The organism is Rhodococcus sp. A14, assembly GCF_011603105.1.
GTDB classification, from domain to species: Bacteria; Actinomycetota; Actinomycetes; order Mycobacteriales; family Mycobacteriaceae; genus Rhodococcus_F; species Rhodococcus_F opacus.
The window spans coordinates 1-13,798 of record NZ_JAAOQS010000169.1; the positions used below are offsets into that span (position 1 = coordinate 1).

Consider the following 13,798-nt stretch of genomic DNA (forward strand, 5'->3'; position numbering starts at 1 on the left):
CGCGGGCGGTGAGCTTGCCCTTGGCGTGGACCTTCTCGACCGCGGCGTCACCGCTGGGGTGCTGCGCTTCGGCCTGACGATTACGCAGGTCGGCGAGCTTTCCCGCCGTCGTGTGAATATCGGGCGTACTCGCCGACTCCGCCGCGCTCGGCTCCTGAACAGTGGTCATGACAGGTCAGCTTAACGAGAGCCGGCGAACTTCTGCCAAGGGAGGTGGTCACGCGGCGGGTTGCCCGGACCCGGCTACTGACCAGTACCTTTTCCTGTTCGTCCTAGGCTGTGGTGATGTGGACCGACCTGAACCGACCTCCTCTCAACGCCGACAATCTGCGGGCGGCGCTCGTCCGCGGTGACGACGACAGCGACACCCGCAGGTTCTGGGAGCGGCTCGACGTGGTGCAGGAGACCGGGTCCACCAACGCCGATCTTCTCGCGCGGGCCGCGGCGTCGACCTGCGACCGGCACGTGCTGCTCGCCGAATTCCAGGGCAGCGGCCGGGGCCGCCACTCCCGCGCCTGGGTGAGTCCGCCGCAGGCGCAGATCGCGGTCTCCGTGTTGCTGACGATGCCGGGGATGAGCGTCCAGGACATGGGGTGGCTGCCGCTGCTGACCGGTGTGGCCGTCGTCGACGCGCTCCGCGCCGCCGCCAAGGTTCCCGCGGAACTCAAGTGGCCCAACGATGTGCTCATCGACGGCCGCAAGGTCGCCGGCATCCTCGCCGAGGTGTCCGCCACGGCACCGGATCCGGCGGTGGTCGTCGGGATCGGTCTCAACGTGAGCCTCACGAGAGACGAACTGCCCGTCGAGCATGCGACGTCGCTCGTCCTCGAGGGCGCCGAGGTCAGTGACCGCGACACCCTCGTGCGGGCGGTGCTGCGCGCCATCGCCGATCGCTGGCAGCAATGGCACGACTCCGACTGGGACGTCACGGAACTCGCCGAGGCCTACCGTGCCCGCTGCGGCACGCTCGGCCAGCGAGTGCGCGCCGAACTACCCGGCGGGCGTGAACTGATCGGCATCGCGACGGACGTCGACGCGGAGGGCCGGGTCGTGATCGCCCCCGACGGCCAGCCCGGCACGATCGCCGTCGCCGCAGGTGACATCACACATTTACGCCCGGTGCGCACCGAGTAGTGCCACACTGTGGTACATGAGTACCTCGATTCCGGAGTCCTCCGTCACCGCAGCCCGGCGCACGCTGACCGGCCTCACGGTGGTGCTCGGTCTGCTCACCCTGGGTCTCGGCATCGCGGTGCTCGTCTGGCCGCACGTGACGCTCACGGTGCTGGCCGTCCTGATCGCCATCCAGTTCTTCGGCTTCGGGATCGTCCAGATCATCCGGGCGTTCGCCGACGTCGAGGCCGGGGGAGCCGCACGGACCCTCGTGGGCGTATCCGGCGCCCTGGCAATACTTCTGGCGTTCCTCGTGCTGAGGAGCCCCCTCCAGACCGTCGTGATCGTCGCGCTCGTCGTCGGTGCGTGGTGGGTGTTCCGGGGTGTCCTCGAAATCGTGGAAGGCGCCTCGGGTTCGGTCGCGGATCGCGGGCTGACCATCGTGCTCGGCGTGATCAGCGTCGTCGCTGGGGGCTTCGTGCTCCTGCAGCCCGAACTGTCGCTCGAGGTGTTCGTGATCGTGGTCGGAGTGTGGATGGTGCTGTACGGCATCATCATCGTCATCACCCCGATAGTGCTCAGCCGCATGCGGTAGAGGCACACTCTTCGCATGGGATATCCGGAGGACGCCCTCGCCGAGGACGAGGAACTGCTGCTTCACCGTCATCCACACTGGAAGATGCTGCTGCTCCCCGCCGTCACTTTTCTGTTGGCAACGGCCGTGGCGGGTTTCGCGGCGGGCTTCGCCGAGAACAAACTGGACGGCTCCGCGCTGAACATCGTGCTCGTCGTCGTCCTCGCGGTGTGGCTGGGCCTCGTCGTATGGCGTTGTGTCGCGCCGTTTCTCAGCTGGAAATTCACCCACTTCATCGTCACCGATCGTCGAGTCCTCATCCGCCAGGGTGTGATGACGCACACCGGGATCGACATTCCGATGGGGCGCATCAGCAACGTCCAGTTCCGGCACGGCCTCCTGGACCGGATGCTCCGCACCGGAACGCTGGTCATCGTGTCGTCCTCCGACGATCCACTGGAATTCGACGACATCCCCGACGTCCAGCGCGTCCACTCGCTGCTCTATCACCAGGTGTTCGACGCGATGGATCTCCACCGCGAACGGGAGCGAGACGACCCGCGCGGCGACGCCGACACCGGCAAAGGCTGGTAACCGGTCACAGCCGTCCCGGCACCTCCGTACGCTGTGGAGGTGACTGCTGTATTGCTTGCCGAAGATGACGAAGCCATCGCTGCCCCGCTGTCGCGGGCACTGGGCCGGGAGGGATACGACGTCACCATCGAGCAGACCGGCCCGGCAGCGCTGGAGCAGGCGCTCGACGGAGCGTACGACCTGTTGATCCTGGACCTCGGACTCCCCGGGATGGACGGGCTCGAGGTGTGCAGGCAAGTGCGCGCCCACAGTTCGGAACTGGCGGTGCTCATGCTCACCGCGCGCACCGACGAGGTCGACTTCGTCGTCGGGCTCGACGCGGGCGCCGACGACTACGTGGGCAAGCCGTTCCGGTTGGCGGAACTGATGGCGCGGGTGCGCGCCCTGCTGCGCCGCCGCGGCGGCGGCGAGGATTCCGTCGTCGAGGTCGGCGGGATCCGGCTCGAACCGGCGGCCCGGAGGGTGCTCGTGAACGGAACCGAGATCGCCCTCGCCAACAAGGAGTACGAGCTTCTGCGGGTACTGCTCGAACATGCGGGGCAGGTGGTGTCCCGCGACACCATCCTCGCGGAGGTGTGGGGCGACGTGGAACTGCGCGGCTCGAAGACACTCGACATGCACATGTCGTGGCTTCGCCGGAAGATCGGTGACGAGGGCCCCGCCGCCGAGCGTCGCATCGCGACGGTTCGCGGCGTCGGTTTCCGCATCAACACCGACTAGGCGGGGTAGTGCGCCGCAGAATTCTCCAGTCGATCCTCGCAGTCGTGATCCTGACGGCGCTGCTGCTCGGTGTGCCGCTCATCTACACGGCGTGGTTGTGGGTCGAAGATTTCAATCGGAGTGATCTTCAGGTCCGGCTCGATCGGATGGCGACGGAGATCATTACCCAGGAGGGCATCAACGGCGTCGTCGAGGGCGATCTCGACACGAACTCGCTGCGTCTGCTGACGCCCGCCGGGGGCCGCCTGGTGGTGGTCTATCCGACCACCGACGACGGCGCCGCGCGGGTGGACATCGGCGAATCGTCCGTGCCGTCGCCTCTCGTGGAATCTCTCGCCATGGGCACGTCCGGTTCGCTCCGCCTCGAGGTGCCGTCCGACGAGATGCGCACCCAGCAACGACAGGCGGTCGGTGCCGTCGCGCTGCTGGTGCTCGTGTCCATCGCCGCAGGCACCGTGGTCGCCTACGTCACGGCGAAGCGGCTCGCCGATCCGCTGCGGGACGTCGCCAACCGGGCGGCCCGGCTCGCGGAGGGTGACTTCCGGCCCGACGTGCGACGTCACGGCATCCCCGAACTCGACCGTGTCTCCGACGTCCTGGACTCCGCGACCGTCGAGATCGCGGGCCGGCTGCAGCGCGAACACGCGCTCGTCGCGGACGTCTCCCATCAGCTCCGCAGCCGCCTCACAGCTGTCCGTCTCCGGCTCGACGAGCTGTCCGTGCACTCGGATCCCGCGGTCGTGGTCGAGGCCGACGAGGCGATGGCGCAGGTGGACCGTCTGACCGTCGCGATCGACGAACTGGTCCGCTCGTCACGCAGCAACGGCACCGAGACCCACGTGTCGGTGATCCGGGAGCTCAGCGTGGTCATCGCGGACTGGAAGCGGCCGTTCGAAGACGCGGACCGCGAGCTGGTGCTGCGCGGAGACACGAACGTGATGGCGTCGACCACCGGTTCCCGGCTCCGCGAGGCCGTCGCGGTGCTCGTCGACAACGCGCTCATGCACGGGGCGGGGACGTGCACCGTCGCGGTGCGCCTGATCCAGGGGCAGAATCTCAGGACGCCCGGCGAGGAGACGTCGCCGCGCGAGACCATGGTGTGCGTCGAGGTGTCGGACGAGGGGGTCGGGGTCAGCAACGACCTCGCGCCACACATCTTCGACCGCGGCTTCTCGGGGGCCGGTTCGACCGGTGTGGGCTTGGCGCTGGCCCGTGCGCTCATCGAGGCGGACGGCGGCCGGCTGGAACTGCAGCGTCGCCGTCCGGCCCTGTTCGCGATCTTCGTTCCCCTCGCGCGCGAACACGTGCCGACGCGGGTCACCGGGATCCGGGAACCGCGCTGACGATCAGGAGTGGCCGAACTCTTCCTCGACGGCCTCGTCGGCGAGGTCCGGATCAATGATGTGCACGTTCTCGTCGGGGAAGGCGAACCGGCGGAGTGCCCAGAAACGGAACACCATCTGCAGCAGGTTTCCGATGATGTAGTTGAGCACGAAGTCGACGACCACCAGCGTGGTCAGGTTCTCCTGGCTGGCACGGATGTCGAACACGTTGTTGGCGATCCACAGGGGCGCGGCGGCGAGGAGCACGCCGATCCCGCTGATTGTGAAAAACAGCAGGGCCTCGTGGTGTCGTTCACGCCCACCACGGTTCTTGAACGACCATTCGCGGTTGAGAATGTAACTCAGGACGGTCGCGAGAATTCCCGACAGAACTTTTGCGACTACGGGCTTCTCTTCGAGGATCGTCAGGCTCAGCGAATAGAAGATCGCGAGGTCGAAGATCATGGTGGTGCCGCCCACAATCGCGAACTTGATCAGTTCGTGATGCCGCAACGCGAGAGCCCGAAAAGGCTGGGGAACGCGTGCTAGGACGCCGTCGACAAATGACACAACGGATGAGTTTACGAAAGTCCGACCGAATACCACCAATTGGCGGCGAGATCATCAGGAGAATCACAGAAACTGCGGTCCGGCACCTCGGCGGCGGAACCTCGCGCCGGACGTGACAAACTAGTGACCCGTGACCGGCAACTCTGACTCCACACCGCGTCCCACGACACCCCGCGATCTGACCGCCGGGCAGCCCGTCGTGACGATGATCGGTGGCGGCCAACTCGCGCGGATGACCCACCAGGCCGCGATTGCGCTCGGCCAGACCCTGCGGGTGCTCTCCGGCACCGCCGACGAACCCGCGGCGCAGGTGAGCCCCGATGTCGTCCTCGGCAGCCACACCGACCTCGACGCGCTCCGCAGGGCCGCGGTCGGGTCGCACGCGCTGACCTTCGACCACGAGCACGTGCCGACCGAGCATCTCGACATCCTGGTCGCCGAGGGTGTCAACGTGCAACCGCCGCCGACCGCGCTCATCTACGCGCAGGACAAGCTGGCGATGCGCCGCAAGCTCGCGGAACTCGGCGCACCCGTTCCGGCGTACGCCGAGGTGACCTGGGCCGAGGACGTCGTCAAGTTCGGCGCTGAACAAGGATGGCCGGTCGTGATCAAGGCCGTCCGCGGCGGATACGACGGTCGCGGCGTGTGGATCACCGACGATTCCGACGAAGCCGAGCGCATCGTCACTCAGCAACTCGACAAGGGTGTCTCCCTCATCGTCGAGGAGAAGGTCGAGATGCGGCGTGAGCTGTCCGCGATGGTGGCGCGGTCGCCGTTCGGGCAGGGCGCCACGTGGCCCGTCGTGGAGACGGTGCAACGCCACGGGCAGTGCGCCGTCGTCCTTGCCCCCGCCCCCGCACTGCCCGACTCGGTCGCCGAGGCTGCCGAGGAACTGGCGCTCCGCATCGCTTCCGAACTCGGTGTGGTCGGCGCGATGGCCGTCGAACTTTTCGAAACCACCGACGGCGCGCTCGTCGTCAACGAACTCGCGATGCGCCCGCACAACTCCGGCCACTGGACCATGGACGGTGCCCGCACCTCCCAGTTCGAGCAGCACCTGCGCGCTGTCCTCGACTACCCGCTCGGCGACACCGCACCGCTCGCGCCGATCACGGTGATGGCGAACGTGCTCGGTGCGCCGACCGCCCCCGAGATGAGCATGGACGAACGCGTCCACCACCTCTTCGCCCGGATGCCCGACGCGAAGATTCACCTGTACGGCAAGGGTGAACGTGAGGACCGGAAGATCGGCCACGTGAACATCGTCGGCGGACCCGGCTCGATCGACGACCCCGAATACGTGGCGCGGGTGCGCGAGCGCGCCGAGCGCGCCGCGCACTGGCTCTCGCACGCTGAATGGACCGACGGATGGGATGTACACGGTGAGTGACACGGCAGCACGGCAGGGCGCACAGGTCGGGCTCATAATGGGCAGCGACTCCGACTGGCCCACCATGGAGGCCGCCGCGGAGGCGCTCGCCGAGTTCGGTGTGCGCTTCGAGGTCGGTGTCGTCTCCGCGCACCGCACACCGCAGCGCATGCTCGACTACGCGAAGGACGCGGCCGGCCGTGGCATCCAGGTGATCATCGCCGGCGCCGGGGGCGCCGCCCACCTACCGGGCATGGTCGCGTCGGCCACCCCACTGCCCGTCATCGGTGTGCCCGTCCCGCTGAAATACCTCGACGGCATGGACTCGCTGCTCTCGATCGTGCAGATGCCCGCAGGCGTCCCCGTCGCGACCGTGTCCATCGGTGGCGCCCGCAACGCCGGTCTGCTCGCCGTCCGCATCCTCGGCGCCTCCGACCCCGCCCTGCAGCAGCAGATGGTCGCGTTCCAGGACGGGCTCGAGAAGATGGTCCTGGACAAGGACAAGGCACTGCGCGACAAGCTGCTGGGCTGAGTATCCTGCGCCCGTGAAACGCAGCCGCGGTGTGCCGATGATCCGCGCGTCGCGGGGGAACCCCCAGTCCGCGGCGATCACACGGCTCGCGTTGGCGTATGCCCGGCTGTGGGGCGCCCGCATCACGTTCGACGCCGAGTTCGGCATCTTCGTGTGCAGCCGGATGCGGGGTGGGTACGCGCGCAGCGGGACGACGATCGGCGGCGCATTTCTCACCGGCCGGGATCCGGCGAGAGCACTCGTGCGACACGAAGCGGTCCACGCCGACCAGTGGGCTGCGTACGGGTGGACCTTCGCGCTGCGGTACCTGTTCGAGGAGTTGCGGCACCGCGGTTCCCGGAACAGGTTCGAGATCGCCGCGGGCCTCGCGGACGGCGGCTACCGGGAGAGCTGACGGGTGATCTTCTCGGTGTCCACGCGCCTCGACCGGGCTGCGTCGTCGGCGTTGGTGACCTGCACGAGTGACGCTCCGGCCGCGAAGACGGCCACCAGACCGTCGATCAGGGCGTCGGGGGAGTCCCACGCCTCTTCGGACAGCACCCGGTCGGTACCGGTGATCCCCTGCGATTCGGCGGAGGCGAGCGCTGCGGCGAGAACGTCGTCGACGCTCTTGCCCGCCAGTGCGGGTCCGGCGACCGTCGGCCGGAACTGGTCGCCGTGGACGCGCACGGACGTGGCGTAGTCGGTGATGCCGACGGGGAGGTCGGGGACGGGCCTGCCGAATGCGTCCAGCGACAGCGCCGCTACCTCGGGTACGTCCTCGACGTCGCCCAGGTGCTGGGCCGAGACGAGTGCGATCTCGGCGTCCGCATCGGCTTCGAGGACGACTTCGGCGCCTGCCCACCATGCGCCGAGCAGAACCGCGGCGGTCTGCCAGTGCGCGGGAAGGAGCACCGCGACGCGGGCGCCGGGCTCGACGCCGAATTCGTCACGCAGCAGGTTGGCGGTCTTGGCCGCCCAGTTGGCGAGGGTGAGGGCCGAGAGTTCGACCCGTTCGCCGGTGGCGTCGTCGTAGAACGTGACGCGGGGTCCGGCCGGGTCGTTCTTCAGGATGGGGTCGAGCAGGGCGTCGGTCAGCGTGCGGGACGCATGGTTCATGGACACGATCCGTCTCTCGTTTTCTAGTTCACACAACGCGGGCCCGACGAGCCGGCATCGATGGGCGGGCCGGGCGGTGCCGGGGTGGGTGTCGTCCCGGCTGTGGACGCGGGCTCGAGGCCTGTCTCCGACGACTCGGATGACGTGGTGGTGCTGGTTGTCTCGGCGGACGTCGGGCCCTGGTAGTCACTCGACAGCACCACCCGCACCGAGCCTTCGGGCAGTGTCGCGTCGGTGTCGGTGGGGAGTCCGCCGAGTGCTGCGGCGACCGCCTTGGCGCTGTCGTCGTCCGCGGAGTGCGCGAAGACGGTGGTCTCGCTCACCGACGCGCCCGTGTAGTTGCCGACCTCACCCTGGCCGTAGCCGAGCGACGTCAGGGCGTCGGCGACGCCGTTCGCGAGGCCCCCGACGTCGCTGGCATTCGCGACGTCGACGGTGACGGTCGAGGCGTCGATCTTCGGGGTCTCGGACGTGGTGGGGTCTTCCGAGTCGGTGGGTTCCTCGCCGACGAGACCGGCCACGTACTTCTTCACGTCCTTCGGCTTGACCTCGACGATGGACTCGCCGTAGTCGGTCATGCCGTTGAGATCCGCGACCGGAATCGTCTCGAACTGCACCTTGCCGCCGGCGAGGTCCTGCAGTTGGGTGGCGAATTCGATGATGTCCCAGTCGTCGTCGAGCACGACCGAGCGTTGCACGGCGCCGCTGAGTTCGTTCAGTTTGCCCGGGTCGCTGAGAGTCTTCGCGGACAGCACCTTGCCGACGAGCGAGGCCATGAACACCTGCTGACGCACGATGCGGTCGAGGTCGCCGCGCGGGAGGTCGTGGCGCTGACGCACGAAGCTCAGTGCGTCCGCCCCCTTCAGGGTCTGCTCACCGGCGGGGAAGTGCGCGCCGGACATGTCCTCGTCCACCGGTTCGTTGAGGCAGACGTCGACGCCGCCGACGGCGTTGGTGAGGAGGACGAATCCGAGCAGTCCGACCTCGGCGTAGTGGTCGACGGTGATCCCGGTGAGATCGGCCACCGATTGGATGAGCGCCTCACGGCCGGCCTTTGTCGACTCCTCCTCGGCTTCCTTGTCGGTGGCTCCGTCCTCGACGAGTCGGAGCCGCTCGGTCTCCTTGGTTGCGCCGTACGCGGCGTTGATCTTCGACATGCCGATGCCCGGCACGTCGACGTAGGAGTCGCGGGGGATCGAGATGGCGGTGGCGGAGCTTCCGTCGTTGGGAACGCGGATGAGGACGATGGTGTCGGTGTTGGACGCCACTTCTTCGCCGGCCCGCAGCGAGTCGAGTTCGTCCTGGGACAGGGGGTTGCCGTGGGCGTCGGTGCGGCTGTCGGTTCCGACCATGAGGATGTCGACGGCGCCGTCGGCGCTTCCGCCGAGTCCCAGACCGCCCGCGGTTGCCAGATTGTTGCGCAGCGAGTCGATGCTCCGCCAGGCGAATCCCGTCACGACGAGGGCGAGCACCGACAGCACCGCCACAGCGATGTGAATCGGCCGCCGAGCCGTGCTCGGGGGTGCGTCTGGTGCGGGTTGCTCGTGTGACACGGAAACCAGGCTACTGGTCGACGCGCCGGGAGCAGGGAGGCGTCGATCGGCGTGCCAGACTGACCCCCGTGACGAACATCCTTGTGACCGGCGCCCGGGGACAGCTGGGCGGGTACCTTCTCCGGCGAGCCGAGGCGACCGGAATCCCGGCCCGGGGTGTGGGGTCGGACGAGCTCGACATCACCGACGCCGACGCGGTGAATGCGCAGGTCGAGGGTGGATCGGTGGTGATCAACTGTGCCGCGTACACGGCGGTCGACGCTGCGGAGTCGGATGAGGACACCGCCTTGGCGGTGAACGAGCTGGGGCCTGCCAACCTGGCGGCGGCGTGCGCCCGGGTGGGTGCCCGGCTGATCCACGTCTCCACCGACTACGTCTTTGCCGGGCAGGGGGACACGCCGTACGAGGTGGACGCCCCGACCGGTCCGGCGACTGCCTACGGACGCACCAAGCTCGCCGGCGAACGCGCCGTCCACGCAGCGCTTCCGTCCGCCCATGTCGTGCGCACCGCATGGGTCTACACCGGGGTCGGCTCCGACTTCGTCTCCACCATGCTCCGGCTCGAGCGCGAACGTGACACGGTCGACGTCGTGGACGATCAGGTGGGCTCGCCCACATTCGCCGGTGACCTGGCCGGCGCGCTGCTCGAACTCGCCGGTCGCAGCGACGTCGACGCGCCGGTGCTGCACGCCACCAATTCGGGCCGGGCGAGTTGGTTCGACCTCGCGCGCGCCGTGTTCGAGGAAGCAGGCGCGGACCCGCAGCGAGTGCGGCCGTGCACGAGTGCCCAGTTCGTGCGGCCCGCCCCTCGACCGGCGTTCTCGGTGCTGTCCGGTCGCGCCTGGGCCGACGCCGGGCTGACCCCGTTGCGGCCGTGGCGAGACGCGTTGCATGCCGCCCTGCATGCAGCGGTGTGAGGCGGACCCTCTCTCAACGGCTACGCTTGCCCGCGTGAGTTCGAAGCTGGCCGTGGTGACGGTGACCTTTTCGCCAGGTGAGCATCTGGAGCAATTCCTGGGCACTCTCGCCGAGGCGACGAAAGAAGATCCGCAGGTCGTGATGGCCGACAACGGATCGACGGACGGCGCCCCCGAGGCCGCGGACGCGGCGCACGACCACGTGCGCCTGCTGCGCACCGGCGGGAACATCGGCTACGGCGGTGCCATCAACAGGGCTGTGGCGGAGATCGACGACGAGATCGAATTCGTCGTCATCGCCAATCCGGATGTTCGCTGGGCGCCCGGATCGATCGACGTTCTTCTCGCGGCCGCCGAGCGCTGGCCGCGAGCGGGGGCGCTCGGACCTCTCGTTCTGGAACCCGACGGGAGCATCTACCCGTCGGCGCGCCAGGTGCCCGACCTCGTGTCGGGGGCAGGGCACGCGATTCTGGGCACCGTGTGGCCGTCCAACCCGTGGACTGCCGGCTACCGCCAGGAGAACGAGACGGTCAGCGAGCGGTCGGTCGGATGGTTGTCCGGTTCGTGCCTGCTGATGCGGCGAGCGGCGTTCGACTCGATCAACGGCTTCGATTCCCGCTACTTCATGTACATGGAGGACGTCGACCTCGGCGACCGTCTGGGCAAGGCCGGGTGGCTCAACGTGTACGTGCCCTCCGCCGAGGTCACCCACGCAAAGGGGCACGCCGCGGGCAAGCATCCGGAACTGATGCTGCCCGCTCACCATCAGAGCGCGTACCGGTTCCAGGCCGATCGTCATCCCCACTGGTGGCAGGCGCCGCTGCGGTGGGCACTTCGGGGAGGATTGGCAGTGCGGTCGAAGATCGCCGTGGCTGCCGCAGTCCGGGAACGACGCACGAACCAGAACGAGGGGGGAACGACTCATGGCAATTGAGAAGGCGACCGATGCAGTGGTGCTGGTCGGCGGTAAGGGAACGAGGCTTCGCCCGCTGACGTTGTCGGCGCCCAAGCCCATGCTGCCCACGGCGGGTCTGCCGTTCCTCCAGCATCTGCTCGCACGGATCGGCGCGGCCGGGATCAAGCACGTGGTCCTCGGCACATCCTTCAAGGCGGAGGTCTTCGAGGAGTACTTCGGCGACGGCTCGAAGCTGGGACTCGAGATCGACTACGTCACCGAGACCGAGCCGCTCGGCACCGGTGGCGGCATCCGCAACGTTCTGCCGAAGCTGCGTGGTGACCACGCCATGGTCTTCAACGGCGACGTCCTCGGCGGCACCGACCTGGGCGCGATCCTCGACACCCACCGGAACCGGGACGCCGACGTCACCCTGCACCTCGTGCGGGTGGGGGATCCGCGGGCGTTCGGCTGCGTGCCGACCGACGCGGACGGCCGGGTGACCGCGTTCCTCGAGAAGACGCAGGACCCGCCGACCGACCAGATCAACGCCGGCTGTTACGTCTTCAAGCGCGAGATCATCGAACGGATCCCCGAGGGACGCGCGGTGTCGGTGGAGCGCGAGGTGTTCCCGTCGCTGCTGGCCGAGGACGCCCGCGTCTACGGACACGTCGACTCCTCGTACTGGCGCGATATGGGCACCCCCGAGGACTTCGTGCGCGGTTCCGCGGACCTGGTGCGCGGCATCGCACCGTCACCTGCGCTCGACGGGCCCCGCGGCGAATCGCTCGTCCACCCGGGTGCGGGTGTCGCCCCGGGTGCACTACTGATCGGCGGAACCGTCGTCGGTCGCGGCGCCGAGGTGGGTGCGGGCGCACGACTCGACGGCGCGGTGCTGTTCGACGGCGCCGTGGTCGAGGCCGGAGCGACCGTCGAACGGTCCATCATCGGTTTCGGCGCACGCATCGGGCCGCGGGCTCTGGTGCGTGACGCGGTGATCGGTGACGGAGCCGACATCGGCGCCCGATGCGAACTCCTGCGCGGCGCCCGGGTGTGGCCGGGCGTGACGTTGCCCGACGGCGGGGTCCGGTTCAGCACGGACGTGTGATAGGTGAAGTGATGCACGACTTCACGCGCTACGTGGCGCTCGGCGACTCCTTCACGGAGGGGGTCGGCGACCCGGACCCGAGGCATCCCAACGGATTACGCGGCTGGGCCGATCGGGTGGCCGAGCAACTCGCGGCGCGGTCGGCACATTTCGGCTACGCCAACCTCGCGATCCGGGGCAGGCTGCTCGGCCCGATCGTGGACGAGCAGGTCGACGCCGCGGTGGCACTCGAACCCGATCTGGTGACGGTCTACGCCGGCGGCAACGACCTGATGCGGCCCAAACTCGACATCGACGCGATGGTCGCGCAGTACGACACCGGCATCGCGAAGCTCGCGGCCACCGGCGCGCGGGTGCTGATGTTCACGGCGTACGACGCCGGTTGGTCGCCGGTGTTCGGGAAACTTCGTGGGCGCCTGGCGATCTACAACGAACTCGTGCGCGAGGTGGCCGATCGGCACGGCGCGGCGCTCGTCGACTTCTGGCGGTTCGACGAATACGACGATGCGCGGATGTGGGACTGGGACCGGCTGCACATGTCCGTCGCCGGTCACGAGAACATGGCCCTGCGGGTGCTGGAGGTTCTCGGCACCCCGCACGACATCGCGCCGCCCGATCTCGGTCCGGCGCCCGCTCTGGCGAAATCGGAGCAGCGCCGAGCGGATCTGCTGTGGACCAAGGACTTTCTCGTTCCGTGGATCGGCCGACGTGTCCGTGGCACGTCCTCGGGTGACGGGATCGCGGCGAAGCGCCCGACGCTGGAACCGCTCCGCTAGCGCAGTCCGGCCAGGTGCACGAGCTGGTCGATCGTGGACTTCTCCGCGTTCGGCGGCAGTGCGTCCACCGGCCACCAGCGGAGATCCGTGGATTCGGAGCTGCGCACGATGTGGGCGTCGGGACGCGCGCGGACGAGGAACCGGAGATCCAGGTGCCGGGTGGGTTGTCCGAGTGAGCACGTGATCGGGTGGGTGTGCGCCGACAGCAGGTCGGGATCGATGCGGAGGTCGGGAATTCCCGATTCCTCGCACGCCTCCCGCAGCGCGGCGTCGACGACGGTCTCGTCGGAAGGCTCGCAGTGACCGCCCAATTGGATCCACCGGCCGACCCGGGGATGCAGGGTCAGAAGCACGTGACATCCTCCCTCGTCCAGGACGAGGGACGACGCCGTGATGTGTCCGGGTGCGTGCTCACGCAGGCACCCGAGCGGCGCCGACGCGAGGAACGCGAGCATGGTGTGGCGCAACGATTCGTCGTTCTCGTCGAGCGTTTTCCAGCCCTCGAGCGCGGCGGTCGCGGTGCGGTGTAGTGATTCGGCGCTCATTGCGCGTGGGTCATCTCTCGATCAGGGCGTCGCCGGGGTCGGCGGCGTGTCGGGGGGTGAGTGGTTCGAGGGGGTGGCCGACGGCGACCGCTCCGAGGGGTTGCCAGTCGGC

General features: G+C 68.5%; 16 protein-coding genes and 1 pseudogene. 12 read left to right on the plus strand and 5 right to left on the minus strand.

Translation table 11 applies throughout. The features are described 5' to 3' along the window. A pseudogene (locus G9373_RS42845) lies at positions 1-169 on the minus strand (methylmalonyl-CoA carboxyltransferase); the annotation flags it as partial. Between the two features lie 116 nt (positions 170-285). Here G9373_RS42845 and G9373_RS42850 point away from each other — a divergent pair. The 5 genes from G9373_RS42850 to G9373_RS42870 are packed head-to-tail and all read left to right on the plus strand — an operon-like array spanning position 286 to position 4,344. Continuing rightward, complete coding sequence (locus G9373_RS42850) at positions 286-1,134, plus strand: biotin--[acetyl-CoA-carboxylase] ligase (protein ID WP_037207635.1); 849 nt, start codon at positions 286-288, stop codon at positions 1,132-1,134. A gap of 16 nt (positions 1,135-1,150) precedes the next feature. Next, positions 1,151-1,708: a DUF308 domain-containing protein gene (locus G9373_RS42855; protein ID WP_005563284.1), complete on the plus strand. Its 558-nt coding sequence runs from the start codon at positions 1,151-1,153 to the stop codon at positions 1,706-1,708. A gap of 15 nt (positions 1,709-1,723) precedes the next feature. After that, positions 1,724-2,281, plus strand: coding sequence for a PH domain-containing protein (locus G9373_RS42860; protein ID WP_005264682.1), 558 nt, complete (start codon positions 1,724-1,726; stop codon positions 2,279-2,281). Positions 2,282-2,320: 39 nt separating this feature from the next. Further along, positions 2,321-3,001: a response regulator transcription factor gene (locus G9373_RS42865; RefSeq protein ID WP_025432276.1), complete on the plus strand. Its 681-nt coding sequence runs from the start codon at positions 2,321-2,323 to the stop codon at positions 2,999-3,001. An 8-nt stretch (positions 3,002-3,009) separates the two neighbouring features. Further along, positions 3,010-4,344, plus strand: a complete 1,335-nt coding sequence (locus tag G9373_RS42870; RefSeq protein WP_005264680.1) for a HAMP domain-containing sensor histidine kinase — start codon at positions 3,010-3,012, stop codon at positions 4,342-4,344. Between the two features lie 3 nt (positions 4,345-4,347). Here G9373_RS42870 and G9373_RS42875 read toward each other — a convergent pair whose 3' ends face one another. Then, complete coding sequence (locus G9373_RS42875) at positions 4,348-4,893, minus strand: GtrA family protein (RefSeq protein WP_043788103.1); 546 nt, start codon at positions 4,891-4,893, stop codon at positions 4,348-4,350. Positions 4,894-5,023: 130 nt separating this feature from the next. Here G9373_RS42875 and G9373_RS42880 point away from each other — a divergent pair, with 130 nt between their 5' ends. From G9373_RS42880 to G9373_RS42890, 3 genes are read left to right on the plus strand one after another with little or no spacing between them, the layout of a single operon-like run. Further along, the gene (locus tag G9373_RS42880; RefSeq protein ID WP_167120948.1) at positions 5,024-6,283 is read left to right on the plus strand and encodes a 5-(carboxyamino)imidazole ribonucleotide synthase; all 1,260 of its coding nucleotides are present in this window, start codon (positions 5,024-5,026) and stop codon (positions 6,281-6,283) included. Then, entirely contained in the window at positions 6,267-6,794 is a 528-nt protein-coding gene (gene purE / locus G9373_RS42885) for a 5-(carboxyamino)imidazole ribonucleotide mutase (protein WP_005563291.1), read from the plus strand. Before G9373_RS42880 ends, purE begins: the two co-directional genes overlap by 17 nt. A gap of 37 nt (positions 6,795-6,831) precedes the next feature. Beyond that, positions 6,832-7,188, plus strand: coding sequence for a hypothetical protein (locus G9373_RS42890; RefSeq protein ID WP_052023925.1), 357 nt, complete (start codon positions 6,832-6,834; stop codon positions 7,186-7,188). Here the strand turns inward: G9373_RS42890 and G9373_RS42895 are convergent. Then, on the minus strand, positions 7,173-7,892 hold the full coding sequence (locus G9373_RS42895) for a TIGR03089 family protein (protein WP_005563294.1): 720 nt from the start codon (positions 7,890-7,892) through the stop codon (positions 7,173-7,175). The genes G9373_RS42890 and G9373_RS42895 overlap by 16 nt on opposite strands. 23 nt (positions 7,893-7,915) lie before the next feature. After that, entirely contained in the window at positions 7,916-9,379 is a 1,464-nt protein-coding gene (locus tag G9373_RS42900) for an LCP family protein (RefSeq protein WP_005563295.1), read from the minus strand. Between the two features lie 134 nt (positions 9,380-9,513). Between G9373_RS42900 and rfbD the strand changes: the two genes are divergently transcribed. Genes rfbD through G9373_RS42920 form a run of 4 tightly spaced genes read left to right on the plus strand, consistent with a single transcriptional unit; the run spans position 9,514 to position 13,141 of the window. Next, entirely contained in the window at positions 9,514-10,362 is an 849-nt protein-coding gene (rfbD, locus tag G9373_RS42905; RefSeq protein ID WP_167120949.1) for a dTDP-4-dehydrorhamnose reductase, read from the plus strand. 34 nt (positions 10,363-10,396) lie between these two features. Beyond that, the gene (locus G9373_RS42910; RefSeq protein WP_005240022.1) at positions 10,397-11,296 is read left to right on the plus strand and encodes a glycosyltransferase family 2 protein; all 900 of its coding nucleotides are present in this window, start codon (positions 10,397-10,399) and stop codon (positions 11,294-11,296) included. Continuing rightward, complete coding sequence (locus G9373_RS42915) at positions 11,286-12,365, plus strand: NDP-sugar synthase (protein WP_005563297.1); 1,080 nt, start codon at positions 11,286-11,288, stop codon at positions 12,363-12,365. The genes G9373_RS42910 and G9373_RS42915 overlap by 11 nt, the downstream gene beginning before the upstream one ends. A gap of 11 nt (positions 12,366-12,376) precedes the next feature. Then, positions 12,377-13,141: an SGNH/GDSL hydrolase family protein gene (locus tag G9373_RS42920; protein ID WP_005563298.1), complete on the plus strand. Its 765-nt coding sequence runs from the start codon at positions 12,377-12,379 to the stop codon at positions 13,139-13,141. Here G9373_RS42920 and G9373_RS42925 read toward each other — a convergent pair. Next, positions 13,138-13,686, minus strand: coding sequence for an NUDIX domain-containing protein (locus G9373_RS42925; RefSeq protein WP_005240029.1), 549 nt, complete (start codon positions 13,684-13,686; stop codon positions 13,138-13,140). The two genes, G9373_RS42920 and G9373_RS42925, sit on opposite strands and share 4 nt — an antisense overlap. Positions 13,687-13,798: the final 112 nt, after the last annotated feature.

Coding starts and splice junctions, on each gene's coding strand:
- G9373_RS42850 (WP_037207635.1), top strand. CDS start 286: ATGTGGACCGACCTGAACCGACCTCCTCTCAACGCCGACAATCTGCGG.
- G9373_RS42855 (WP_005563284.1), top strand. CDS start 1,151: ATGAGTACCTCGATTCCGGAGTCCTCCGTCACCGCAGCCCGGCGCACG.
- G9373_RS42860 (WP_005264682.1), top strand. CDS start 1,724: ATGGGATATCCGGAGGACGCCCTCGCCGAGGACGAGGAACTGCTGCTT.
- purE (WP_005563291.1), top strand. CDS start 6,267: ATGTACACGGTGAGTGACACGGCAGCACGGCAGGGCGCACAGGTCGGG.
- G9373_RS42890 (WP_052023925.1), top strand. CDS start 6,832: ATGATCCGCGCGTCGCGGGGGAACCCCCAGTCCGCGGCGATCACACGG.
- G9373_RS42895 (WP_005563294.1), bottom strand. CDS start 7,892: ATGAACCATGCGTCCCGCACGCTGACCGACGCCCTGCTCGACCCCATC.
- G9373_RS42915 (WP_005563297.1), top strand. CDS start 11,286: ATGGCAATTGAGAAGGCGACCGATGCAGTGGTGCTGGTCGGCGGTAAG.
- G9373_RS42920 (WP_005563298.1), top strand. CDS start 12,377: ATGCACGACTTCACGCGCTACGTGGCGCTCGGCGACTCCTTCACGGAG.
- G9373_RS42925 (WP_005240029.1), bottom strand. CDS start 13,686: ATGAGCGCCGAATCACTACACCGCACCGCGACCGCCGCGCTCGAGGGC.